The following is a 22,010-nucleotide window of genomic DNA, read 5'->3' as shown; positions in this document are numbered from 1 at the left end:
CGGCGAAAGCACTCGGCGGCGGCCGGGAATCCAGCCGCCGCCGAGTGCTTCACGGTGTGCCGATCAGCTGCCGGAGATGTAGAGGCGCCAGGGGCGGGGCTTCCCCTTCTTGTACTCGCACCAGGCGCCGTTCGCGGTGTCGCGGATCTCGGCGGCCCGCTTCTCGCACGCCGACTTGGTCTTGAACCACTCATTGGTGGGACCGGCGAACGCGCTCAGCGGAGTTCCCGCGAGAAGCCCGGCGACGGCAGCGCCCACGAGAAGAGACTTTCCCACTCTTGCCACGGATTTCCCCTACGGTGGAGTTCAGGTCGGACAAGGGGTGGACGCACGGCCCGGCAAGCAGGTTCCCGCGCCTCGCGGTTCCGGCTGTCACGGAAAACAGGGACTGGCCTCACAACCCCAACTCAGCAGCCGAAATGAACGACGTGTGCGTCCCAGCGGAACGAACCGCGTGCGCACCCGCCGCCGCCCCAGCACGAGCACACGCCCCCCACTCGCGCCCCATCAGAAACGCGTACAAGAACCCGGCCACATAGCTGTCCCCAGCCCCATTGGTGTCGACAACGCACTCCACCGGGACAGGAGGAACATGAAGCGGAGCAGAATCAGGCAAGCACAGGTGGCTCCCCCGCCCTCCGTCCATCACCACGACCACTTTCGCGCGCCCGCGGCGAAAGATGTCGTCGACGACGGCGGGCATTCGGTCGCCGAGCTTCCCCGCTGACAAGAAGACCAGATCGGCCCCGTAGGCGAAGTCCTGCCGGAACTCGCTCACCCCGTCCCAGTTGTGCAGGTCGGTCGACGTCGACACCCCCTCGGTGGCGGCCAGCGCATCCCGAGCCCAGTCCACAATGGACACGTGCACGTGCCGGGTCCGGCGCAACAGGGGCCGGTACAGCGACGGGTCGACGGTCATGCCGTCGGGGTGGCGGCCGTCGTAGAGCGAGGTCCGTTGGCCGTTGCGATCGACGAGGTTCACGGCACAGCGGGTGCCACTGGGGTGAACGTGGTGGGAGAACGGCAGCCCGACGCGGCGGTAGTGCTCCAGGACGAGAGCGCCATCGGGGTCGTCGCCGATCACGTCGGCGAAGTGCGTGCGCAGCCCGAGGGCGTGGCAGCCCATCGCGACGCCGTTGCCGGTGTGCCCGACGTAGCGGCGGATCGGCGGGACCTTGATGGTGTCCTCGACCGGCAGGGGCAGATCGCCCACTCGCACGATCGTGTCCACACCGACCCCGCCGACCACGACCACGTCCAGTTCCGCCACCCGGTGATCATCCCACGATGGCGGTGCGGCTACAGGTCCCGGACCTGCCGGAGGAAGTCCGCGGCGAACGCCTCGAACGCGTCGGGCAGCTCGTCGAGCGGGACCTGCGGCGGGTAGACCAGCACGCGCGTGACCCCGATGGCGCGCAACTGTTCCACGCGCTCCGGCGTCACCGGCGACGCCTCGGCGATCAGGTCGATCGACGAGGGGTCGCGGCCCGCCTCGGCCGCCGCGGCGCGGCACTCCTCGAACAGGGGAACCGGATCACCCACCGCGGGGAAGAAACCGTCCGCCAGCCGACCGGCCCGTCGCGCGGCGGCGACGCTGTGACCGCCCATGATCAGCGGGATCGAACCGGCGGGCTTCGGGTAGCAGCGCGCCGCGGCGAACGAGTGGTAGGCGCCGGAGAAGGTCTCGTCGCCGCTCCACAGAGCCCGCAGCACACCGACGTACTCCTCGAACCGCGCGGCCCGGTCCGCGAAGTCCACGCCGACCGCGGCGAACTCCTCCCGGAACCAACCGAGGCCCAGTCCCAGTTCGAGCCGCCCGCCGGAGAGGTGGTCGATCGTCGCCGTCTCCTTGGCCAGCACCACCGGGTTGCGTTGCGGCAGAACCAGCATTCCGGTGACCAGACGAACCGACGACGTCACTCCGGCGACGAAGCTCAGCCACGCCAACGGATCCGGGTACGGCCAGTCGGCGGCCACCGGCATGCGCCCGTCATCGGAGTACGGGTAGCGCGTCGTGTAGTTCTCCGGCAGCACAACGTGTTCCGGCACCCACAGCGAGTCGACGCCGTGCGTGTCGGCGAGCCGCGCCAGGGTCTTCGCCGCCTCCGGGTCGGTGAACGGCGGCATGCTCGGCGAGAGCAGCCCGATCCTCATCGCAGTGCTCCTTCCAGCAGCAGCGCGGACAGTCGGTCCGCGACGGCCACCGTCGTGAGGTGGGTGTTCGCCCGGGGGATGACCGGCATCAGGGAGGCGTCTCCGATGTACACATTGGACAGACCGTGCACCTTGCCGTCTCCGCCCGCGACCGCCATCGGGTCGTCCGCGGGCCCCATCGCGCAGGTGCCGACCGGGTGCCAGTAACCACTGGCCGCGGCGAGGATCGAGGTCTGCTCGCGTTCCTTCTCCGCCCACGGGGTCAGCCCCGTCAGCCCGGCGAGCCGCTGGGTGCGGGCGAAGTCGTGGGCCAGCTCGACGCCCTCAAGGATGATCTTCGTGTCGTAGCCCTCGGCGTCGGTGAAGAAGCCGTGGTCGATCTTGGGCGAGGCGGCCGGGTCGAGCGAGGCCGCGCGCACGGTTCCCCTGGAGCGCGGCGACATCACGAACACGTACAGCCCGGCCGAGAGCGGGCCGGTGTAGAAGCCCTGCGCGTCCTCGGCGGGGCCCGCCGACGGCACGATGTGGATGTCCCAGAACTCGTCGGACTCGCTGGAGCGCGCCTTCACCACGGTCTGCGCGAAGTAGGACTCCGCCGCGTTGGGCATCTCCCCGGCGAGCGTGTCCAGCGGGTCGAGCATGAGGCCGAGGGAGCTGTGGTCGACCAGGTTCTCCCCCACTCCGTCCAGCCGCAGCGTGACCGGCGCGCCGAGCTCGGTGAGCACGTGCTCCGGCCCGATTCCGCTGCGCATCAACAAAGGCGGGGTGCCGTAGGTACCCGACGCGAGGACCACGTGGTCGGCCGTGACGGTGTATTCCTTGCCGTCCCGGACAGCGACGACGCCGGTCGCGCGGTCGCCCTCGATGATCAGGCGAGCCGCGAGCGAGTCCGGCAGGATCTTCAGGTTCGGCCGCCCGCGCGCCGGGTCGAGGTAAGCGAAGCCGGTGTGCCAGCGGGTCGCTCCGACCGCGTTGAGCGGCACCCAGCCGATGCCCTCGCGGGCGTCCTCGGCGTTGATGTCGTCGAGGAACGGCATGCCCAGCTCACCCGCGGCGTCGATGACCGCGTGGTGCCAACGAGTCTGGTCCTCCTCCGGCACCGGCCGCACGCGCAGCGTCTCGATCGCGCTCTTCAGGTACGGGCGAAGCTGCGAGTAGTCCCAGGCTCCGTCGGAGTACTTGCTCCACGCGTCGTAGTCCGCGGGCGCGCCGAGCGTTGCCCAGCAACCGTTGTGCGCCGAGGAACCACCGATCACCCTGGCCCGCGCGCAACACGGCGGGGCTTCGAGGTCCCAGTCGTGCCCACGCGCGGCGGAACGGGCGTTGAGCAGTTCGGCGGGCCAGCGCCGCGGGTCGAAGGGACCGTAGTCCGGCCCGGCTTCGAGAAGCCCCACGGTGATCCGCTCGTCCTCGCTGAGCCGGGCGGCCAGCACGCAGCCCGCCCCACCCCCGCCGACGATCAAGACATCCACATGCACGAGATTCCCCAGTCGTTGTGCCCTGAACGGGTCGTTCGGGCGTTGGATTCCCTGAACGACCCGTTCAGGGAATCTAACGCCCCAAATGCGGCGTTGGTGCGGGGTCAGGTGGTGAGCGCCATGTCGAGGTCGGCGGCGGTGATGAACGACGTGTGGGTGCCCGCGGTGCGGACGGCGTGCGCTCCGGCGAGTGAACCCGCGCGCACCGCCTCGTCCCACGATCGACCGGCCAGGTGCGCGTAGAGGAAACCCGCCACGTAGCTGTCACCGGCGCCGTTGGTGTCCACGACCTCCTCCGGCGCGAGCGGCACCGGCGGCACGTGCTTGAGCGGCCGGTCCGGCAGGTGGAGGTAGCTGCCTTCGCCACCGGCCATCGCGATCACGGCGCGCGCCCGGCCGCGGTCGAGGATGTCCGAGGTGACCTCCTCGACCCGGTCACCGAGCGCGGAGGTCGACACGAACACCAGGTCCGCGCCGTACGCGAAGTCCTGGTGGTAGTCGTTCTTCCCGTCCCAGTCGTGCAGGTCGGTCGACGTGGTGACACCGGCCGCGACCGCGTCGGCCAGCGCGTGCCGGGCCCAGTTCATGATCGAGACGTGCACGTGCCGGGTGCGGGCGATCGCCGGGCGGTACAGCGACGGGTCGACCTCCATCTCGAACGGGTGCCTGCCGTCGTAGAGCGAGAGCCGGTTCCCCTGCCTGTCCACCAGGTTCACGCTGCGCCTGGTGCCGCTGGCATGCGTGACGTGCGCGAAGGAGAGCCCGACCGAGGCGTAGTTCTCCAGCACCTTCGCGCCCTCGGCGTCCTCGCCGATCACGTCGGCGAAGTGGGTGCGCAGCCCGAGGTGGTGGCAGCCGAGCGCGACGCCGTTGCCGGTGTGCGCCAGGTACTGCTCGATCGGCGGCACCATGATCGAGTCCCGCATCGGCAGCGGCAGCTCCGGCACTCGCACGATCGTGTCCACCCCGACCCCGCCGACCACGAGGACGTCCAGCTCAGACATTGGTCTCCTTCACCTCTAGTTCGTCCCACACGACCCTGCCGTTGGTCAACGTCAGCAGCAGCACCGCCGATCGCTCCGCCGACGCGGGCACCGTACCGCCGAACCCGCCGTCCCCGGTGGGGTAGAGCGGCCACGCCCTGCCTTCCCGCACGAGGTCGGCGGTGCGGACGGGACCGAAGCGGTAGCTCACGCGCCACTGTCCGATCTCGTCGACGACGGAGCCACGCGAGGCCAGTTCGGTTTCGTACTCCGGGAAAAGCGCGCAACCCGCGACGTCACCGCGCTCCCGAGCGGCCTCGAACAGGGCCCGGTCGTCGGCGATCCCCAACCTCCGCGCCAGCTCGACGTCGCCGGTGCTCAGCGCCTGGTCGCGAGCTTCGACGGCGTGCCGGGCCAGCGCCTCGTCGTCCAGCAGATCGCCCCAGCCCCGGCGCAGCAACGCCACCGGGTCCGCCGAGAGTCCACTGTGGAGTGTCGAGTCGAAGATCGCGTGGAAGTCGGCCGCCACCTTCTCCCAGGTGAACGAGCGCGCGACCCGGACGGCGTTGGCGCGGAGCGAATCCAGCTCCATGGCCAGCAAACGGCGCAGCTGGGACTTGATCTCGTCGACCAGCGCCCGGTCGTCCGCACGGAAGGAACGTGGTACTGAGGCCCCGGTGGTACCGAGTACGTGTTCGAAGTGCTCCATGCCGCGTTGCGCGGTCGCCACCGGGACGGCCCCGCAGGCCATCGCCTCGCCCATCGCCAGCAGGAACGTGTCCATCTCGAACTTCGACGGGAACAGGCAGAGCTCCGACGCGCACGCCAGCTCGATGAGCTCCGGCTCGGGCATCGGCCCGGTTTCGAGCCACACCACGTCGGGATGCGCCGCCGCGAGCGGGTTCAGCTCCGGATCGTCCATAGGGGACGGTGACAGGACGTGCAGCACCGCGTTGAACCGCAGCCCCTCGTCGAGCAGTTCGCGCAGCGCCCGCGCGAGCTCCCGCTGTCCCTTGTGGTGGATCGCGTACCGCGCGTTGTGGAAGATCGTCGGCAGCGCGGGGTCGAGTCCCCGGCGCCGCAGCACGGCCGCTCTGTCCACTGTGGATCGATCGGCCTCGCGCCACGTGCTGCCGACCGCGCACCCGCCGACCACGAGCTTGTCCGCCGCCGCCCGCAGTTCCCGCCGCACGGCCAAGCACTGGAAGAGCGCCTCGGCTGGCGTGTCCCCTTGGGTCACAACGTGTTCGAGCTGGCCGGGCGAGAGGAAGTCCAGCGCGGAAGCGGTCCTCGCCACCAGCGCGAGCCCGCTGACGTAGTCGTGGCCCGGACGTTCGGGGTACTCGTTGTACAGGTGGGTCGTCGGCAGGTAGGCCCGCATCTCCCGCTCCACCGCGCTGTCCAGCGGCGGGTCCTCCAGGCCGTCCGCGGCCGACGCGTCACCGCCCAGGAACGACACCAGCTCCCGGACCTCGCGGCCGTAGACCTTCTTGTTCACCGGCATGTTGCTCTGCACGGTGCACACGACCTCGGCACCGGCGGCACGGAGTGGCTGCGGCATCAGATAGTGGTAGTACGGCTCGTGCAGGTGCACAACCGTGCGCGGAGCCATCGTGCGGACCAGGTACCGGGTCGCCGCGAGCTGGAAGACCAGCGGTTTGAGGAAGGCCAGGTCGCGGCCCTTGGTCTCGTACGGCGGGTAGAACGTTTCCGGGTAGGCGTCAAGGATTCCGCCCGCGAGGACCACCACGTCGACGCCGCGCACGCTGACCCGGTGCGCGGTGATCCGGGCGGAGATCTTCGCCGACTCGCCGAAGTCCTTCCACACCAACGGGTCCAGCGGCACGTCGACGGTCAGGTCGTCCACGTAGTCCAGGTCGGTGACGTCGTAGTCCTGACGCAGCAGGGGTAAGGCACCGTGCGCCGCCGTCAGACCGCTCACCCCGACACCGCGCGCGGACAGCGCCTGGCTCAGGTTCCACAGGTAGACGGAGATGCCACCCTTGACGAGCCGGTGGTCGAACCCACCGAACTCATAGTGGCACTCAACGACGTTCACAAGGTCCCCTTCAGGAAATCAGCGAGTGAAGCCCACATCAGATCGGCGTAGTAGTCCGCGTCGGGATCACCCGCACGCTCACCGTGATAGCGCAACTCGTGCAAGGTGCGCAGCAGATACGGCACAGCGAGCGCGCTCGGCTCGATGCCCGCGGTCAGTTCGCGGTTGACCTCCGCGGCCCACTCCGCACCGGGTGCCGAGCGCAGCTCGCTGGCGTAGCGGAACTTGTCCACGCCCAGTTCACCGGCGGTGCGCGCGACCTCCTCGTCCGCCGCGAAGCACTCCACCGCACGGCACAGCGCGGCGAAGTCGTCGAGTGGACTGCTGGCCTCCACCGGCTGACCGTCTGGATCGACGAACCGGACGCGGAGCGAGTCGTCGATCAACACGTGCGCCAAGTGCAGGTCACCATGGCGTGGCCCAGCCGGGTAATCCGCCTCCAAAGCGAAGGCAGCACACCGGTCGAGCAGCTCGCGACGACGCTCAGCGCTGCGGGGCAGCGTGTTCCGCACCTGGCTCACCAGGCATTCCAGGTCGGCCAGGCGATCGGTCAACGGCATCGTCTTGGCGTCCGCCCCGTCGGCGAGCCGATCGTGCAGGGCGGAGAGCGCCTCGCGAACCGCGCGCAAGAGGGCGCTGGGCGGACTCGTCCCGCTCCGCAGGGCCGCCCGGAGCGCGCGGTCGAGCGGAGCCCCTTCCACAGCGTGCGTGATCAGGGCGAGGCAGCCGCTGGACAGACCCTCGTACTCCAAGTACCCCAATGGTTTCGGCAGCAGGTCACACCCGTCCATTGTGGACAGTAGCGTCGGTTCCCCGCGATCGTCGCCGAGCATCCGGTAAACCTTGATCACCAGGTTGCCGGCGGCTCTCCCGACCGCGTTCGTCGCGGTGGTGTCCAGGACCTCGTCCAGCCGCAGTCCGGGCCGCACCGGCCCTCTCCATCGGACGACTCCCCCGGCCCTGGTCGGCCAGGACTCGCGCCCGGCCAGGGCCAGCATCGCCCGGAGCAACGCGGTGTCGTTGTCCCCGAGGACAAGGGTCGCGGTTCGGTGCTCACCTCGGACCTCCACCCAGTGCAGTGTCGTTCCCTCGACCTCAAGCTCGTCCAGCACTCGGAGGCTGTCCGGGTCCAGGGTGGTGCGGGAGAACCAGGGCGCTCGTCGCAGCGCGTCGTGCAGGCTCACGGGCCCACCGCCTCGAACCGGCGCACCCCACGGGACCACGCCAGCAGCGCCAGCGCGGTCAGCACTCCGGCGATCACCGGAGCCAGCCAGGTCAACACACCGGCACCGTGCAGCAGGTAGTCCGCGGGCACGAAGCCGGTGAGCGCGAACGGGATCACGCTCGTCAGCACCACCCGGATCGGCACGGGGAACACGTCCAGCGGGTAGCGCGCGGTGTCGGCCACCTCGTAGACCGCCGTCATGACCTGCAAGCTCGTCGTCGTCCAGAACGCGAGCGCCGCGAGCAGCAGCTTCACCGCAGCGAACACCAGCGCGCCCACGAGGAGCAACAGTCCGAAAAGGACGATCCTGCCCGCGCCCAGGTCCAGCTCGAGCCCACCGGCCGCGTAGAAGATCACCGCGAGCCCGGCCAGGACCTCGCCGATCCCCTCCGGGTAGCAGAACCGCTCCGACAGCAGGCTGAACAACGGGTGCACCGGACGGACCAGGTAGCGCACCAGTTCTCCGCGCTGCACGAGCTTGCGGCCCAGTTCCCAGAGCTGGTCGGTGAACGCGTGGTCCAGCCCGCGCACGAGCATCGCGACGCCCAGCAGCAACAGGGCCTCGTCGAACGTCCAGCCCGCGATGTCCGAGACGTACTGGTAGATCACGCCGAGCAGCAACGCGTGCATGACCACGCGCAACGCGAACGCGCCGATCCCAACGAAGAAGTCCGACCGGTAAGCCAAGATCCGGCGCAGCCCCACGCCGGTCAGCAGCAGGGACAACGAGAGGTAGCGCCTCATCCTCCGCTCACCTCGCCCCGCTTCAACGCGCCACGCCACGCGAACACGCACACCAGCAGTCCCAGGCCGACCCACAACAGTTGCACCCCAACGGCGTGCAGCGCCGCGAGCCCTTCGAGCCTGCCGAGGAGCAGGCGCACGGGTGTGTTCACCATCGCCGCGAACGGCAGCCACTCCATCACTCCGCGAACCGCCGCGGGCATCAGCTCCAACGGCACGAGCTGGCCGGAGCAGAACGCGACCACGGTGCCTTTCAGATACCGCAGGCCCCACGTGCTCGTGGTGATGAAACCCGCCAAGCCCACCAACAGGTTCAGCAAGATCCCCAGTGTGGTGGCCAGCACCGCTGAGACCGCGAACCACGTGAACCCGGCAACGGTAGGTGTGGCGAGCGGAACGAAGACCAGCGCGAAACCCAACAGCGGCAACACAACCAGGGTCAGCCGCACTGCCAGGTAGGGCAAGGCGACCGCCGCGTGCGAGCCGAGGAAGCCGATCGGCCGCAACAACCCGACCACGTGATCACCGCGGTAGATGTCACCGGAGAGCGTGTCGTCGATCTGATTGGACAGCAGCACCGCCAACAGGTTCCCGGCGAGCAGATACGTGGTCATCGTCGTCGCGTCGTAGCCCTGAATACCCGACCGACCGTCGTATACCGCGTTCCACACCGAAAGCTGCACGGCAAGGGAGAGCGCCGTCGTCAGCGCGGTCAGCATCAGCGCGCCGCGATACGCGAGTGCAGTCCGCCAACCAGCTCCGAGAATCGCCCCGTAGCCGCGCGCCTGCACGCGAAGCGTCGTCACCGTGCACCACGAGCGGGCTCGGCGGTACGGACGTACAGAGCGCGCAGCACTTCGCCGAGCGTGGGTTCCGGCGCCACCAAGTCCGTCACCGTGACCAAGCCCGAGACCGCGTTCAGCACCGCCTGCGGTGTCGCGAGATCCGGCGGGCCCTCCACCTTGATCCGCCGCCGTCCCACGATTTCGACCTGAACCAAACCGATGTAGTGCCGTACATGCGAAACGAGCGATTCAGGAGAGATGTCACCGGAGTAGTCCAAGCGCACGGTCCGCGTCGGTGCCTGGCGCAGGAGGTCGTCCAGGTCGCCGGTGTACACGTCACGCCCGGAGTCGACCACGACCACGCGCTCGCAGATCGCGGTGATGTCCGCGACGTCGTGACTGGTCAGCAGCACCGTGGTGCCGCGGTCGGCCACGACCCGGTTGACCAGCTCGTGCACCGCTTCCTTCAACAGCAGGTCCAGTCCGATCGTGGGCTCGTCCAGCAGCAGCACGCGCGGGTTGTGGAACAGCGCCGCGGCGACCTCGGCGCGCATCCGCTGGCCGAGGCTGAGTGTCCTAACAGGACGGTGAGCGATCTCGCCGAGGTCCAGCACCTCGTCGAAGAGCTTGCGGTTGAGCGCAGCGTCCTCTTTGGACATGTCGTGCAGTCGCGCCAGAATCCGGAACGACTCCTCGACCGGCAGGTCCCACCACAGCTGCGTGCGGTGGCCGAACACCACGCCGATCGTGCGCGCGTGCGCGTAGCGGTCGGCGCGCGGGTCCCGACCGGCCACCCGGCAGTGCCCGGAGGTCGGGGTGAGCACCCCGGCCAGCGCCTTGATCGTGGTGGACTTGCCCGCGCCGTTCACGCCGAGGTACGCGGTGCGTTCACCGGCGGGCACGGAGAAGCTGACCCCGTCGAGCGCGCGCACCTCCTCCACGTCGGCGGAGACGAGCCCGCGCACCGCGCCCCACAGGCCGGGGCGCATCTTGCGGACCTTGAACACCTTGCTGAGTTCGTGTGCCTCGATCATGAGGCGTCCTCCCGGTACACCTGGTCGATCGCGCGGCCGAGACGGCGCACCGCGTCCACCAGCTCGTCGGGCTCGATGAGAAACGGCGGGGCGATGCGCAGCACCGAGCCCCCAGGCATGACGCGCACCCCCATGTCGAGCGCGCGCTGGAAAACCCGTTCCACAGCGGAGGGATTCGGCGCGCGCCCAGGACCGACCAGCTCGATCGCGTGCAGCAGACCGAGCCCCCGCACCTCACCGACGAGCGGGTGTTCGGCCACAGTGGACAGTTCGTCGGCCAGCAGCAGACCGAGCTTGCGCACCTTGTCGACCAGTGCGTCCCGGTGCAGCACGGTGAGCGTGGCCGTCGCCGCGGTGAGCCCGACCGGACCACCGCCGAAGGTGCTGCTGTAGCCGCCCACCGCGCCCCACGTGGCTTCGGTGAGCAGGTCCGGTCGCCCCGCGAGCACCGCGACGGGGTGCCCCGAGCCCAGGCCCTTCGCCAGGGTCACCAGGTCGGGTGCAAGCCCGTAGTGTTGTGACGCAAGGAACTCGCCCGTGCGACCGCCGCCGGTGAGCACCTCGTCGGCGATCAGCAGCACGCCGTGGTCGGCGCACGCTTTGCCGACCACCTCCCAGTACTCGCGCGGCGGGACGATCACTCCGGCGGCGCCCTGGATCGGCTCGGCGAGCAACGCGGCCACGTCCGGGCGCGCGATCGCTTGCTTCACCGTCAACCGTGCGCACAGCATGTCGCAGGCCGGATAGGTCAGTTCGAACGGGCACCGATAGCAGTACGCCGGGTACCCGAGCAACGTCGGTCCGGGTGGCTCGGTACCGATGTCCCACTGCACCGCCGCACGAGAACCCCGTGTCTTGCCGTGGAATCCCCGGCGCAGTGCGGCAATTCGCGTCCGGCCGGGCTCCGCGGTGGCGTGCGCGACCCGCAGCGCTGCTTCGACGACCTCGGTGCCGGTGGTGAAGAACCCCATCGCACCAAGGTGTTCCGGCAGCAGCCGGGCGAGCGCACGCGCCGCGTCGAGCCGTTGCGGCGTCGGGTTGTCGTGCACGTTGGTGAGCGCGCCGACCTGTGCGGTGACCGCCTCGACGACCTCGGGGTGGCTGTGCCCCAAGGACTGCGTCATCGTCCCCGCGGCCAGGTCGACGTACTCGCGGCCGTCGACGTCCACCAGCACGCAGCCGCGCCCGTACGCGAAGACCCGGCGGCCGAGGTCCGCCTCCTGGCTGGCCCCCAGTGCGACGAACTCCCGCTCCCCCTCCAGGTGCCGCTCCCCCCGCGTGGTCACTCGGCCAGTTCCAGTTCCAGGAGGTGGCGCTCCACCGGGATCTCCGGATCGTGGGCGAGTTTCCAACGGCGGACGGCATGACGAAGGGCCGTGGTGTCCGCGCAGCACAGCTCCGCGACGAAGCGGGCGAGGTGGGCACCGGCGCGCGCTTCCTCCGGCGTCGGGACCGGCTCGTCACTGTCCACAGTGGGCACTTCAAGCGACGAGAACAGGTCCCTCGCCTCAGCCCTGCGCGCGGGCGAGAGCAGCTTGCGCACCAGCAGCTCGTCCGCGTGCCCGGCGACGGAGGGGATCTCCGCGACCGGGAGCGAGGAGAACAACGCCAGCAAACCGGCCGCACGATTCGACGGCAACACCGAGAGAACGCGGGAACACCACGACGCCAGGCGATCGGCCGCCTCCGCGTCGCGGAACCACATGGCCTCCCAGCAGTCGATCTGCACGTCCAATGCTTCGGCGCACAACGAAGATCCGTCCAAAGCAGGCAGGGTCTCCGAGTACAGCAGCCGAACCAGGCGGTGCGGACTGCGGTGCACCCGCCAGCAGTCGTCGTGCGAGTGGTCGGCCAGCAGCTCCGCCACGCTGATCACTCCGAAATCGGTGCGCACCAAGCCACCCACGGCTTCGAAGTGGTACAGCTCGTCGAGGTGGGTTCCCGGGCGCATCGACGCGGTGCGCGCTTCAAGATCGGCCAGCAACGCCTCGCTGCGCTCCAGCAGCCGCTGCTCGTGCTCGGGGGCGAGCGCGCCCGCGAACCGCTTGAGCTTGATCAGCTCCTCGGAGAACGCCTGCACCAGGAACGGCGTGGTGAACCGGTAGCTCATCGGCAGGCCGAGGTAGGGGAACACCGCGCAGGTGCGGCAGCCCGGCCGCGAGCCGACCTCCTCGTCGCGGACGCGGATCAGCTCGGGGTCGTTGACGATCTCCCGGTACGGCCGGTCCCAGGCGATCGAGCCGTCCCACTCGTGGTAGCACGGCAGCATCACCTGCCCGGACGGGCCGATGGTGAGCACGCGCGAGTTCGCCCCGCACGCGGTCACCGTTGTCGGGTCCATCGTCCGCAGGTGGTGCAGGAACGCCAGACTGACCACAGTGGACGGTTTGTAGCGCTTCTCGGCGACCCGCTCGATCAGCACGGACGCCGGAACCGAGGTTTGCACCGGGGCGGCGGCGGCCGAGCGCCCGTTCACCGCGGCCAGCTTCAGCTGCTTGATGGAGCCCGCCGGGCGCACCTCGCTCTGCGTGGAGAAGTAGCTGAACATCGGCGAGAGGTAGACCGGGACGTCCTGCCGCTGGGCGAAGGCGACGACCTCGTCGAGCTCGTCCACGTTCTGCCCGGAGACCACGCAGATCAGCTTCAGGTTGCGCGCGCCGTCCGAGCGCAGCGCGCCGACCAGCTCGATCGTGCGGTCGAGCGTGTCCGTGCCCCGGATGTCGTGGTAGCGCTGGGCGTCGAGGGTGTCGATGGAGATGTTCATCGTGCTCACCAGCGGCACGATCTCCCGCGCCTGCTGCGGGAAGCGGATCGCGTTGGTGGTCACGTCCACGGCCATGCCCAGCGAGTGGGCGTGGGTGACCGCGGCGACCATCTCCTTGTGCAGCGCGGGTTCTCCACCGGTGATGTCCACATAGGACACACCGAGCGCCGCCAGTTCGTCCAGGCAGCGGCGCAGCCCGTCCGCGGTCAGCTCCTGGTGCCCGTCGAAAACCGGGTCCTGCCAGACGTTGCAGTACCCGCAGCGCGCGTTGCACCGGAAGGTGATGTACAGCCGGCCGTGCCGGAACCGGGTGGGGGCGGTCGCCACCGCGTCCTCCAGAATCAGTGTGGGCAAGGGCAGTCGGTGGTCAGCGACGAGCGGATCTCGTCGTCGGTGACGTCGTCGGCGATCACCGTCTCGCCCAGTTCCACGGGTAGGACGAACCGGATCAGCCCGTCGCGGATCTTGCGGATCTGTCCCATCGCGGCGATCGTGCGCTCCGCGTCCAGCCGCGCGGGCAGCTCAGCGAGCGTGGTCGGCAGCCCCACCGCGGTCAGCAGGCCGATGATCCGGTCCAGCGCGCTGACGCTGAGCAGGCCGCGCCGTTCGGCGATGCGCGCGGCGCAGGCCATGCCGAAGGCCACCGCCTCGCCGTGCAGCACCGGTCCGTAGCCGGTGACCGTCTCCACCGCGTGCCCGATGGTGTGGCCGAAGTTCAGCGGCCGCCGCAGGTCCTCCTCGTAGGGGTCCTTGGCGATCAGACGGCACTTGATGGCGCTGGCCCCGTGCACCAGCCGGGCCAGCGTGTCGGGATCGGCGGCCAGGATGTCGGTGTGCTTGAGCTCGATCAGCTCGAAGAGCTCGGGGGAGGCGATGACGCCCTTCTTGATCGCCTCGGCCAGCCCGGCGCGCAGCTGCCGCCGGTCCAGCGTCGCCAGGTAGCCGACGTTGGTGACCACGGCCTTGGGCTGGTAGAAGGCGCCGATCAGGTTCTTGGCGGTGGGGTGGTCCACGGCGACCTTGCCGCCGAGCGCGGCGTCGACGTCGGCGAGCAGCGTGGTCGGCACGTTGATGTAGGGGACCCCGCGCATGTAGGCGCTGGCCACCCATCCGACGGTGTCGATCACCACCCCGCCGCCCACCGCGACCACCACGTCCCGGCGCACCAGCCTGGTCCCGGCGAGCCAGTCCAGCAGCCCGGTCGCGGTGTCGACGCTCTTGTGGGCCTCACCGGCGGGGAAGGAGGTCAGCGAGACGTCCACACCGGCCGCGCGCAGCCGCCGCGCCAACCCGTCCCCGTGCAGCCGGGCGACGGTGTGGTCGGTGATCACGGCGACGCGCCTGCCGTCGAGCTCGGCGAGCAACCTGGCGACCGCATCCCGCTCGGAGCGGCAGACGTGCACCGGGTACCGGTCACGCCGATCGGCGGTTCCGATCACCGCCGCGTCCGGGTCCTGTGGCAGTGTCAGCCTCTCGGACACGCGGACATACGAACTCATCGCTCCCCCAACCCCGTCGCAACTCGGCCAGTCGCCCTCCCCCAGTTGTAATGACTGTTCAGGTTCGCTCAAAGCCCGTTGATTCCGCATTCTTGTGCCAGCGGACGGGCTGGAACGCGTGGCGGCTCCGTATAATGACGAAACTCGCGGGTGGGGGGTCAGGCAATTGACTTACACCCACCACTACTCCACTTGGCCCACGATGATCTTGGCAACCGTGGGCTGTGCGCTTAAGCGTTTCTCATGCGCGATTGACAATCGCCGTTCGGGCAAAAGGTGAAGGACCACCGGTAGAGATCTCAAAGCACCTACCGGTCAAACAGGACGATCTCCACGGCACGCGCCGACTCCGCGGCCTCGTCCAGCACCCGCCTGCGCGGTTCGGCGACCGGGAGCACCCTCGGCTCGGCCCTCGCGAACAGCCCGCCCAGCCGCCGGTCGGCGCGCAGCGCGTCCAGCGCCTGCCGGTCCCCGCCGAGCACCACGGCGTCCACCGAGCCCAGCTCCGGCAGCAGCACCCGGGCCACGGTGTCGGCGGCGTCGGCCAGCGACTGCCGGGCCTGCCCCTCGCGCCGCCGGGCGAACCGCTGCTGCGACCAGCCGCCCGCCTTGTTCCTGCCGTGCACCTGCCTGCGGTCGGTGCTGGAGGAGACGACGCGGCCGTTCTCCGCGACGCCGACGCTGTGCCCGCCGAGGCGCACCAGGACCAGCGCGATCCGGCGCGGTCGCGACGCGTGCTCCAGCAGCTCCGCCACGGCCAGCCCCTCGCGGCGCACCGGCTCGGGCAGGTCCAGCCCGCCGAAGCCGACCTCGACCTCCGCCCGCGCGCCGTCGCCCGCGGTGACGATCACCTTGTCCGCGCTCAGTTCCGAGGTGGCCGCGCCCTCGTGCCGCGCCGCGAAGCGCTCGAACCACCCGGCGAGCCGTTCCGGGGAGACCTCCACCGCGCGGCCGCCGCCCGCGACCTCCCGGGCCCTCATCGAGGTGCGGCCGCCACCCACAGCGGCAGCGGGTGGCCGGTGTCCTTGGGGGCCAGGCGTTGCACCGCGACGAACCCCGCCTCGGCCAGCACGCGCTCCATGTCCTCGGCGCCCAGGACCTGGTGCCGGGTGGAGACGGAGCTGGCGACCTCCCAGCCCGACTGGCCGCGCACCAGCTGCACGACCTCCAGGCCGTAGCTGGAGCCGTCGTCGGCCCAGTCCCACAGCTGCACGGTGACCTGGCGGTCCGGCCCCTGGCCGGTCACCCTCGGCGGCGGCGCGGTCGGCCGCAGCGGGCCGAGCCGGTCCAGCTCCGGAACGGCGGCGATGAGCAGCCCGCCCGGCGTCAGCGAACGGCAGGCCCTGGTCAGCGCTCCGGTGAGGGCGTTCTCGTGCGCGAGCCTCGGCAACAGGTCGTCGCCGGAGCGCACCACGTCGACCGGGACGGGGACCAGGCCGTCGAGCAGGTCCACCAGGTCCACCGTGCGGTGCCTGCCCGGCCCGAGCACCGCGGCGGCGACCTCACCGAACACCTCGGTCGCGCCCGGTTGAAACGCGAGTCCATCCCGCACGCTGGTCACGGCGAAGAGAGTAGGGCCACCGGGCGGTTCAGCCCAGCCCCACCCCGCGGTTCCAGCACAGGTTGTCCCGTCTTCAAGTACACCCGACCCCCGCCCCAGCGGTCTTCAACCGCCCCCAACCGGTGTGCTGCTGTTAGCGACGTTTGCAAGCCGGGTCCGTGGTACTTGAAGACGCCCGAACCGCGCCCGCCCAGGTGGAGCGCACCGGGGCGGGCGCGGTCGGTCACGCGGGTGGTGCTAGTTCACGTAACCGTTGAGCCGCAAGGAAACCGTGCGGATGGAGCCCTTGTCGGAGGACACCGTGTCGACGGCCTTGAACGTCCAGGTGCCGTCCGCGGAGGACTTCGCCAGCTGGCCCAGCGCGGTGGTCGGCCGCCACGTCCCGGTGAACGGCGCCTGGGTCTGGGTGACCGACGAGAACGGCTGCGCGGCCGTGTCGTCGAAGACCACCTGGCACAGGTTGTTGCCGTTGCCGCCGTTGCGCTGGAACAGCGTCGCAGTCACCCCACCGGGTGAAGTCAGCGTGCCGACCAGATCGCTGGCGTAGGTGTGGTCGATGCCCACCGTCGTCGACCCCTCGGTCGCCGAGCAGGTCGCCCCGTCCACCGAGAACGCGAGCTTCGAGGGCAGGCCGACACCCGAGACCGGCAGCTGCACGCTGACGCCCTCGGTGTTGCCGTCCGGGATCGCCACCGGGGCGCCGGTGTAGCTGAAGGTCTTGGTCTCGCTGGAGGGCTGGCCGACCGGGATGGCGAAGCGCTGCGTGGTCGGGGACAGCGATCCGGCGAAGCTGACCTTGGCCTCCAACGTGACCGGGACGCCGACCTGGTGGCTGGCGGGCACGGTCAGGGTGAAGGAGTTCAGCGCGGTCTGGCCGGGCTCGATGGTGCCGTAGGACTTCGAGCGCGGCCCCACCGTCACACCGGGTGTGGGACTGGTCAGCACGACGCTGACCGACGCGGCCGTGCCGTCGCCACCGTTGCGCACGGGGAGCTTGACGTCGGCGGTGTTGCCCGGCTTCAGGTACGGGTTGCCGGTGGTGGGCACCACGGTCGGCGACTCTGCCTTGGCCAGCGGCTGCGGGCTGGCACCGGTGTAGGCGAGCACCTTGTCCGCCATGACGATGCCCGCGCCGGCGCGGTTGTCCACGCCCGGCGCCGCGATGTCCAGCGCCGTCCTGGTCAGCGCGTCGCGCACGTCGGCGCCGCGCATCCCGGGGTTGCCGGAGAGCACGAGGCCCGCGATCGCCGCGGCGTGCGGAGCGGCGGCCGAGGTGCCGAAGAACGGCGAGAAACCGGGCGTCTTGGTGGCGACGCCGTCCGCCGCGGTGATGTCCGGCTTCTGGCGCACCTCACCGGCTGGCGAGGCGACCGGGCTGCCGTCGGCGTTGAAGAACACCCGGCGCGGACCGTCGGAGCTGAAGCGCTCCAGCTTCGAGGAGCCGCTGAAGGTGTCCGGGTACGGGCCCGCCGGGTTGGCCGGGTCGCCCGGCTCCTGGGTGCCGGTCCACGCGCCCGCCGCCGGGGTCGCCGCAACGCTGAACGCGTCCTTCGCGGCGGAGTGGCCACGCGTCACGCCCGGCGTGTTGTAGCCCTTGAGGTCGCCGTTGTCGCGGAAACGCCCGCGCAGCGCGGAAAGCGATAGGTACTTGTCGTCGCCGCGGAACTTCACGACCGCCACGTTGAGCCCACCGGCGGAGGGGTTGACCCGCTCGTACGGGTCGGCCTGGCCGGTCTGCACGTTCTGGCTGAAGCCGACCACGTTGCCGGAACCGTCGAGCAGGTACAGGTCGTAGTCGTTGGTGGAGCGGGCGAGCGCGTCGTTCCACCACAGCAGCACGGGAATCCCGCGCGAGCTGGCCGACAGCGGGTTGACGATCTGCGTGCCCGCCGGGGTCGCGTCGAAGTCGTGCGCGGAGCCGGCGTAGCGGCCGACGCTCTTGCCCGAGTCGACGAAGTTGCCCTCCCAGTGGCCCGCGCTGCCGTCTGCGACGTTGCCCTCGTTGCCCGCGGAGGAGAAGAACAGCGCGCCGTCCTTGGTGACGTCGTTGACGGCCTGCGCGATGATGCCGTCCTGGAACGGCGACTCGTTGAAGTACAGGACGTCGTCCACGATCACGTCGCACTTCTTCTCGAAGCGCAGCGCGCGGATGTTGTCGGCGAAGCTGGCGTCACCGTTGAACGCGGTGGCGAAGCCCAGCTCGGCGCCGGGGGCGACGTCGTGCAGGATCTCCAGCATCGCCGAGCCCTCGTCGCCGCTGCCCTCCTGACCGGCGAGCACGTCGACCTCGGGCAGCTCACCCGCGGCCTGGAGCGCGACGAGGGAGTCCACGCCGTCGGAGAGCGCGCAGAGCTTCACGCCGAGACCGCTGATCTTGAACTGCGAACGCGCGGTGTCCGAGGCGTGCGCGCGGTCGCCCTGCGAGGTGAGCGCGGCGGAGCGCTGGCGCACCGCGGCCTTGGCCTGCTCGGCCAGCCGGTTCGCCCTGGCCTCCTTGGACTCGCCCTTGGTGGTGCTGGTCTTCAGCTCGCCCGGCGAGGTGGCGCGCGAGGTCATCGCCTCGCTGGCCGCGTCGATCAGCAGCACGTCCTCGCGGGCCGCGATGCCGTTGACCGCCCCCAACGGCAGCTCCGCGCGCACGGTCCCGGTCTTCGGCGAGGTGTGCCGGACCGCGCCGCCCGCCTTGCGGATCGCGCCGGTGAGCAGGTCGGTGACCTTGTCGGCGCGGATGTCGACGAGCACCGTCTCCGCGTCGGTCACGGCGACGCCGGTGTTCAGATGCGGCAGATTCGCGGTCAGCGCGCCGCGCCGGATGCGGTTCTCCACCACCAGCCGGCTGTCCACTTTGGACTCTGCCTTGGACAGCGAACCCTTGATCCGCTGCAACTCGGCGATCTGGGCGGCACTGGTGTCGTTGAGCCGCCCGGGATCGGCCTTTCCCTGCGCCTGTGCGGGACTCACCACGCCGATCGCCAACAACAGCGCGGCCGCACCGGCCGTCACCATTCCGATGGAACGTGACGGTCGTAAAGCTCGTGCCACGGGCCCTCCCCCGTGTCGTGCGTGCCCCGACTCACGCGAATCCAAGCGGGCCGGTGATCCGGCCGAGGGCTAAAACTAAGCACCGGACAACCGCAGGTCAGCGGCCTTTCGGGTGACATGCCACAAACCGCAACAGTGAACTGTCAAGCATTGACAAGCGCGATTTACGCCATTTGGCGCCACTCCCGGGGAAATGACCGCAGGGAATGACACCGAATGGCGGTCACGAGTGTTGGCCGGGTTCGGCGGTCTTCAAGTACCCCCGACCCCCTCCTCAGCCGTCTTTAACCACCCCCAACCCCGGCCGGGGTTGGGGGTGGTTAACAGTGATCATCGGCGGGGTTCGTCGTACTTGAAGACACCCCGACCACCGCGGCGGTGCGCGCTAGAGGACGAACGCGTCCGTCCACAGTTGCCCCGTGCGCCCGGAGAGCGCGTCGAGCATGGCCACCGCCTGGGTGTCGGTGAGCGAGCACACGAAGTCCACGATGGCGCGTCCCCGGGCCAGCGCCCGGATGGCGTCGCGCCCGCTGGGCTGTTCACCGGTCGCCCCGACGAGCGCGTCCGGGACGTGCTCGGACAGCGCGGTGTACTCCGCGTCGGCCAGCTCGACCAGGTCGTGCAGCCGCCTCGGCAGCCGCGCCGCCTCGTGCCGATCGGTCAGCCACTGGTCCAGCGCCTCGACCAGCGTGGTCAGCAACCGGGCCTGACCCCGTTGGTGCAGCGCGAGATCCGGCCGTTCCAGGACGAAGCGGTGGTGCACGAACTTGAGCACCTGGACCTCGTGCCATTGCTGTGGCGCGAGCGCGACGTGCCCGGAGCGCGCGGACGGATCGGCCAGCACGGTCAGCCCGTCCACCAGCCGCCCGGTCCACCGCGCGGAGAACTCCGCGACGCTCTGCTCGGCCTCGGCGGAGCCGTCGAAGGGCACCGCGAGCAACCCGTCCACCAGCTCGTGCCGCACCCGCGCCACCGCGAGCGTGAAGGCTTCGTCATCGACGATCCACGCGTCCTTCAGGTGCAGCCTGCGCCGCAGTTTCTCCAGCGACCGCCCGGGTTTGCGGATCTCCGCGGTCAGCTCCGCCGGGGTCAGCGCGGCGAGTTCCGGTGCTTGGTTCAACCAGGTACTCAGTTCCGCGGACACCGTGGCGTGCTGGAGCACCCCGACGCGGTGGAAGTCCTCGACGTCGTGGATGGCGTAGGCGATGTCGTCGGCGTTGTCCATCACCGACGCCTCGACCGTCTGCTGCCAGGAGTCGATCCGCCCGGCGAACGGCATCCGCGACTGGATCATGTCGTCCAGCTCGGTGACGTAGACGGAGAACTTCGCCGACCCGGCGCCCTTGGCGTCGGCGGGTTCCGCGGCGCCGCGCGGCGGGACGGGCATCCGGCGGGGGTGCTCGCGCGGGTGCGAGAGGCGGGTCCACGGGTACTTGAGCATGGCCGCGCGCACCGCGACCGTCAGGTCCAGCCCGACCGCGGACGGGCCGCGCACGTCGGTCGTGGTGACGATGCGGAAGGACTGCGCGTTGCCCTCGAAACCGTCCGGCAGGCCGAACCGGTGCCGTGCGACGCGGTCGAGCACCTGCTCGCCGAGGTGCCCGAAAGGCGGGTGGCCCAGGTCGTGCGCGAGGGCGGCGGCCTCGACGACGTCCGGATCGCAGCCGCCGAGCTGCGCGATGAGCTCGGCGTGCGCGGGATCGGCGACGAGGCGCTCCGCGACCGCGCGCGCGACCTGGGCGACCTTGATGCTGTGGGTGAGCCGGTTGTGCACGAGCAACCCGGAACCGGACGGGCTGATCACCTGGGTGACGCCGCCGAGCCTGCTGAAGAACGGCGAACTGGCCACGCGGTCGCGGTCGGCGCGGAACGGGCTGGCCGCGAGGTCCACGGCGGGCGGCTTCTCACCCTCCGCCTCGGAGCGGCGCAGTTCCCTCGGGTCCTGGCTTGGATCGTGCATGCCGCCACGTTATCCCGGCGGGCCCGGTTCAGTGCTCGTTGACGTACTCCTTGCCCTTGTACTTGATCAGCACTCGGTCGAGGTTGGCCTTGAGGGGCTGGTACCCCCACGAGGTCTTCTTGTCCTTGGCCACGTCGCGCCAGTCCGAGTCGAAGTCGTTGTTGATCACGAACTTGACGCTGACGGTGCCCGCGCAGGTGTTCTCGGCGTGCGCCCTGCGGCCGAGGAACTCGCTGGAGTCCTTGGTCTTGACGCAGTTCAGCCGCGATGCGGCGGAGGCCGGGGACCCGGCGAGCAGCAGGCCGAGCGTGGCGGCGACGGCGACGGTGATCCGAGCGGTCCTCATCGGTTGACGTACTCCTTGCCCTTGTACTTGATCAGCACCTTCTCCAGTCCGGCGAAGGGGGAACCGTAGGGACAGGACAGCTTCACGTCCTTGCCCGCCTTCCGGTACGGGCAGTCGGTGTCGTTGTTGATCACGAACTTGAACTCGGCTGGCCCCGCGCACTCGTTCCTGGCGTGGGCCCGCCCACCGATGGCGGCGTTGTCGTCCCACACCTTCACGCAGTCCAGCTTCTTCTCCGCCGCACTGGCCGACGGACAGAGCAGGAGGGAGCCCATGATCGTCAGCACACTGATGATCTTCACCCGATCAGGGATAGCAGACCGCTCGGCGCGGGCGACAGCATTGCGCTCTCGACCGAAAGGCGAAAGTCCTTCTG

19 protein-coding genes are annotated in these 22,010 nt (G+C 70.1%); all 19 read right to left on the bottom strand.

Going from position 1 to position 22,010, the window contains the following annotated elements; translation table 11 throughout:
• Positions 1 to 63: 63 nt before the first annotated feature.
• Positions 64 to 258: a hypothetical protein gene (locus NLX83_RS30520; protein ID WP_254238678.1), complete on the bottom strand. Its 195-nt coding sequence runs from the start codon at positions 256 to 258 to the stop codon at positions 64 to 66.
• 136 nt (positions 259 to 394) lie between these two features.
• A complete protein-coding gene (locus tag NLX83_RS30515) occupies positions 395 to 1,270 on the bottom strand; it encodes a carbohydrate kinase family protein (RefSeq protein ID WP_254238677.1) in 876 nt (291 codons plus the stop codon).
• Positions 1,271 to 1,299: 29 nt separating this feature from the next.
• Positions 1,300 to 2,154: a TIGR03619 family F420-dependent LLM class oxidoreductase gene (locus NLX83_RS30510; RefSeq protein ID WP_254238676.1), complete on the bottom strand. Its 855-nt coding sequence runs from the start codon at positions 2,152 to 2,154 to the stop codon at positions 1,300 to 1,302.
• The gene (locus NLX83_RS30505; protein WP_254238675.1) at positions 2,151 to 3,626 is read right to left on the bottom strand and encodes a GMC family oxidoreductase; all 1,476 of its coding nucleotides are present in this window, start codon (positions 3,624 to 3,626) and stop codon (positions 2,151 to 2,153) included. Before NLX83_RS30505 ends, NLX83_RS30510 begins: the two co-directional genes overlap by 4 nt.
• Before the next feature lie 110 nt (positions 3,627 to 3,736).
• On the bottom strand, positions 3,737 to 4,636 hold the full coding sequence (locus tag NLX83_RS30500) for a carbohydrate kinase family protein (RefSeq protein WP_254238674.1): 900 nt from the start codon (positions 4,634 to 4,636) through the stop codon (positions 3,737 to 3,739).
• Positions 4,629 to 6,674 (bottom strand): glycosyltransferase, encoded by a 2,046-nt coding sequence (locus NLX83_RS30495; protein ID WP_254238673.1) that lies wholly within the window; start codon positions 6,672 to 6,674, stop codon positions 4,629 to 4,631. The genes NLX83_RS30500 and NLX83_RS30495 overlap by 8 nt, the downstream gene beginning before the upstream one ends.
• Complete coding sequence (locus NLX83_RS30490) at positions 6,671 to 7,858, bottom strand: phosphotransferase (RefSeq protein ID WP_254238672.1); 1,188 nt, start codon at positions 7,856 to 7,858, stop codon at positions 6,671 to 6,673. The genes NLX83_RS30495 and NLX83_RS30490 overlap by 4 nt, the downstream gene beginning before the upstream one ends.
• A complete protein-coding gene (locus NLX83_RS30485; protein ID WP_254238671.1) occupies positions 7,855 to 8,643 on the bottom strand; it encodes an ABC transporter permease in 789 nt (262 codons plus the stop codon). Before NLX83_RS30485 ends, NLX83_RS30490 begins: the two co-directional genes overlap by 4 nt.
• The gene (locus NLX83_RS30480) at positions 8,640 to 9,449 is read right to left on the bottom strand and encodes an ABC transporter permease (protein WP_254238670.1); all 810 of its coding nucleotides are present in this window, start codon (positions 9,447 to 9,449) and stop codon (positions 8,640 to 8,642) included. Before NLX83_RS30480 ends, NLX83_RS30485 begins: the two co-directional genes overlap by 4 nt.
• Complete coding sequence (locus NLX83_RS30475) at positions 9,446 to 10,462, bottom strand: ABC transporter ATP-binding protein (RefSeq protein WP_254238669.1); 1,017 nt, start codon at positions 10,460 to 10,462, stop codon at positions 9,446 to 9,448. The genes NLX83_RS30480 and NLX83_RS30475 overlap by 4 nt, the downstream gene beginning before the upstream one ends.
• Positions 10,459 to 11,748, bottom strand: coding sequence for an aspartate aminotransferase family protein (locus NLX83_RS30470; RefSeq protein ID WP_254238668.1), 1,290 nt, complete (start codon positions 11,746 to 11,748; stop codon positions 10,459 to 10,461). Before NLX83_RS30470 ends, NLX83_RS30475 begins: the two co-directional genes overlap by 4 nt.
• Positions 11,745 to 13,580, bottom strand: coding sequence for a radical SAM protein (locus tag NLX83_RS30465; RefSeq protein WP_254238667.1), 1,836 nt, complete (start codon positions 13,578 to 13,580; stop codon positions 11,745 to 11,747). The genes NLX83_RS30470 and NLX83_RS30465 overlap by 4 nt, the downstream gene beginning before the upstream one ends.
• Positions 13,568 to 14,707: a 3-dehydroquinate synthase gene (aroB, locus tag NLX83_RS30460; RefSeq protein WP_254238666.1), complete on the bottom strand. Its 1,140-nt coding sequence runs from the start codon at positions 14,705 to 14,707 to the stop codon at positions 13,568 to 13,570. The genes NLX83_RS30465 and aroB overlap by 13 nt, the downstream gene beginning before the upstream one ends.
• 326 nt (positions 14,708 to 15,033) lie before the next feature.
• Complete coding sequence (locus NLX83_RS30455) at positions 15,034 to 15,705, bottom strand: acVLRF1 family peptidyl-tRNA hydrolase (protein ID WP_254238665.1); 672 nt, start codon at positions 15,703 to 15,705, stop codon at positions 15,034 to 15,036.
• Positions 15,702 to 16,286, bottom strand: coding sequence for a hypothetical protein (locus NLX83_RS30450; RefSeq protein ID WP_254238664.1), 585 nt, complete (start codon positions 16,284 to 16,286; stop codon positions 15,702 to 15,704). The genes NLX83_RS30455 and NLX83_RS30450 overlap by 4 nt, the downstream gene beginning before the upstream one ends.
• A 237-nt stretch (positions 16,287 to 16,523) precedes the next feature.
• The gene (locus NLX83_RS30445; RefSeq protein ID WP_254238663.1) at positions 16,524 to 19,292 is read right to left on the bottom strand and encodes a S8 family serine peptidase; all 2,769 of its coding nucleotides are present in this window, start codon (positions 19,290 to 19,292) and stop codon (positions 16,524 to 16,526) included.
• 421 nt (positions 19,293 to 19,713) lie between these two features.
• The gene (locus NLX83_RS30440; protein WP_254238662.1) at positions 19,714 to 21,288 is read right to left on the bottom strand and encodes a deoxyguanosinetriphosphate triphosphohydrolase family protein; all 1,575 of its coding nucleotides are present in this window, start codon (positions 21,286 to 21,288) and stop codon (positions 19,714 to 19,716) included.
• Positions 21,289 to 21,316: 28 nt separating this feature from the next.
• Positions 21,317 to 21,634 carry a hypothetical protein gene (locus NLX83_RS30435; protein ID WP_254238661.1) on the bottom strand — a complete coding sequence of 106 codons (318 nt, stop codon included), beginning with the start codon at positions 21,632 to 21,634 and terminating at the stop codon, positions 21,317 to 21,319.
• A complete protein-coding gene (locus tag NLX83_RS30430; protein WP_254238660.1) occupies positions 21,631 to 21,936 on the bottom strand; it encodes a hypothetical protein in 306 nt (101 codons plus the stop codon). The genes NLX83_RS30435 and NLX83_RS30430 overlap by 4 nt, the downstream gene beginning before the upstream one ends.
• Positions 21,937 to 22,010: the final 74 nt, after the last annotated feature.

It is taken from the genome of Allokutzneria sp. A3M-2-11 16 (genome assembly GCF_024213555.1).
GTDB lineage: Bacteria > Actinomycetota > Actinomycetes > Mycobacteriales > Pseudonocardiaceae > Allokutzneria.
The sequence above is the reverse complement of the archived record's forward strand: the minus strand, read 5'-3'. Positions and strand labels throughout refer to the sequence as shown.

Coding starts and splice junctions, on each gene's coding strand:
- NLX83_RS30510 (WP_254238676.1), bottom strand. CDS start 2,154: ATGAGGATCGGGCTGCTCTCGCCGAGCATGCCGCCGTTCACCGACCCG.
- NLX83_RS30485 (WP_254238671.1), bottom strand. CDS start 8,643: ATGAGGCGCTACCTCTCGTTGTCCCTGCTGCTGACCGGCGTGGGGCTG.
- NLX83_RS30500 (WP_254238674.1), bottom strand. CDS start 4,636: ATGTCTGAGCTGGACGTCCTCGTGGTCGGCGGGGTCGGGGTGGACACG.
- NLX83_RS30435 (WP_254238661.1), bottom strand. CDS start 21,634: ATGAGGACCGCTCGGATCACCGTCGCCGTCGCCGCCACGCTCGGCCTG.
- NLX83_RS30455 (WP_254238665.1), bottom strand. CDS start 15,705: ATGAGGGCCCGGGAGGTCGCGGGCGGCGGCCGCGCGGTGGAGGTCTCC.
- NLX83_RS30475 (WP_254238669.1), bottom strand. CDS start 10,462: ATGATCGAGGCACACGAACTCAGCAAGGTGTTCAAGGTCCGCAAGATG.
- NLX83_RS30440 (WP_254238662.1), bottom strand. CDS start 21,288: ATGCACGATCCAAGCCAGGACCCGAGGGAACTGCGCCGCTCCGAGGCG.
- NLX83_RS30445 (WP_254238663.1), bottom strand. CDS start 19,292: ATGGTGACGGCCGGTGCGGCCGCGCTGTTGTTGGCGATCGGCGTGGTG.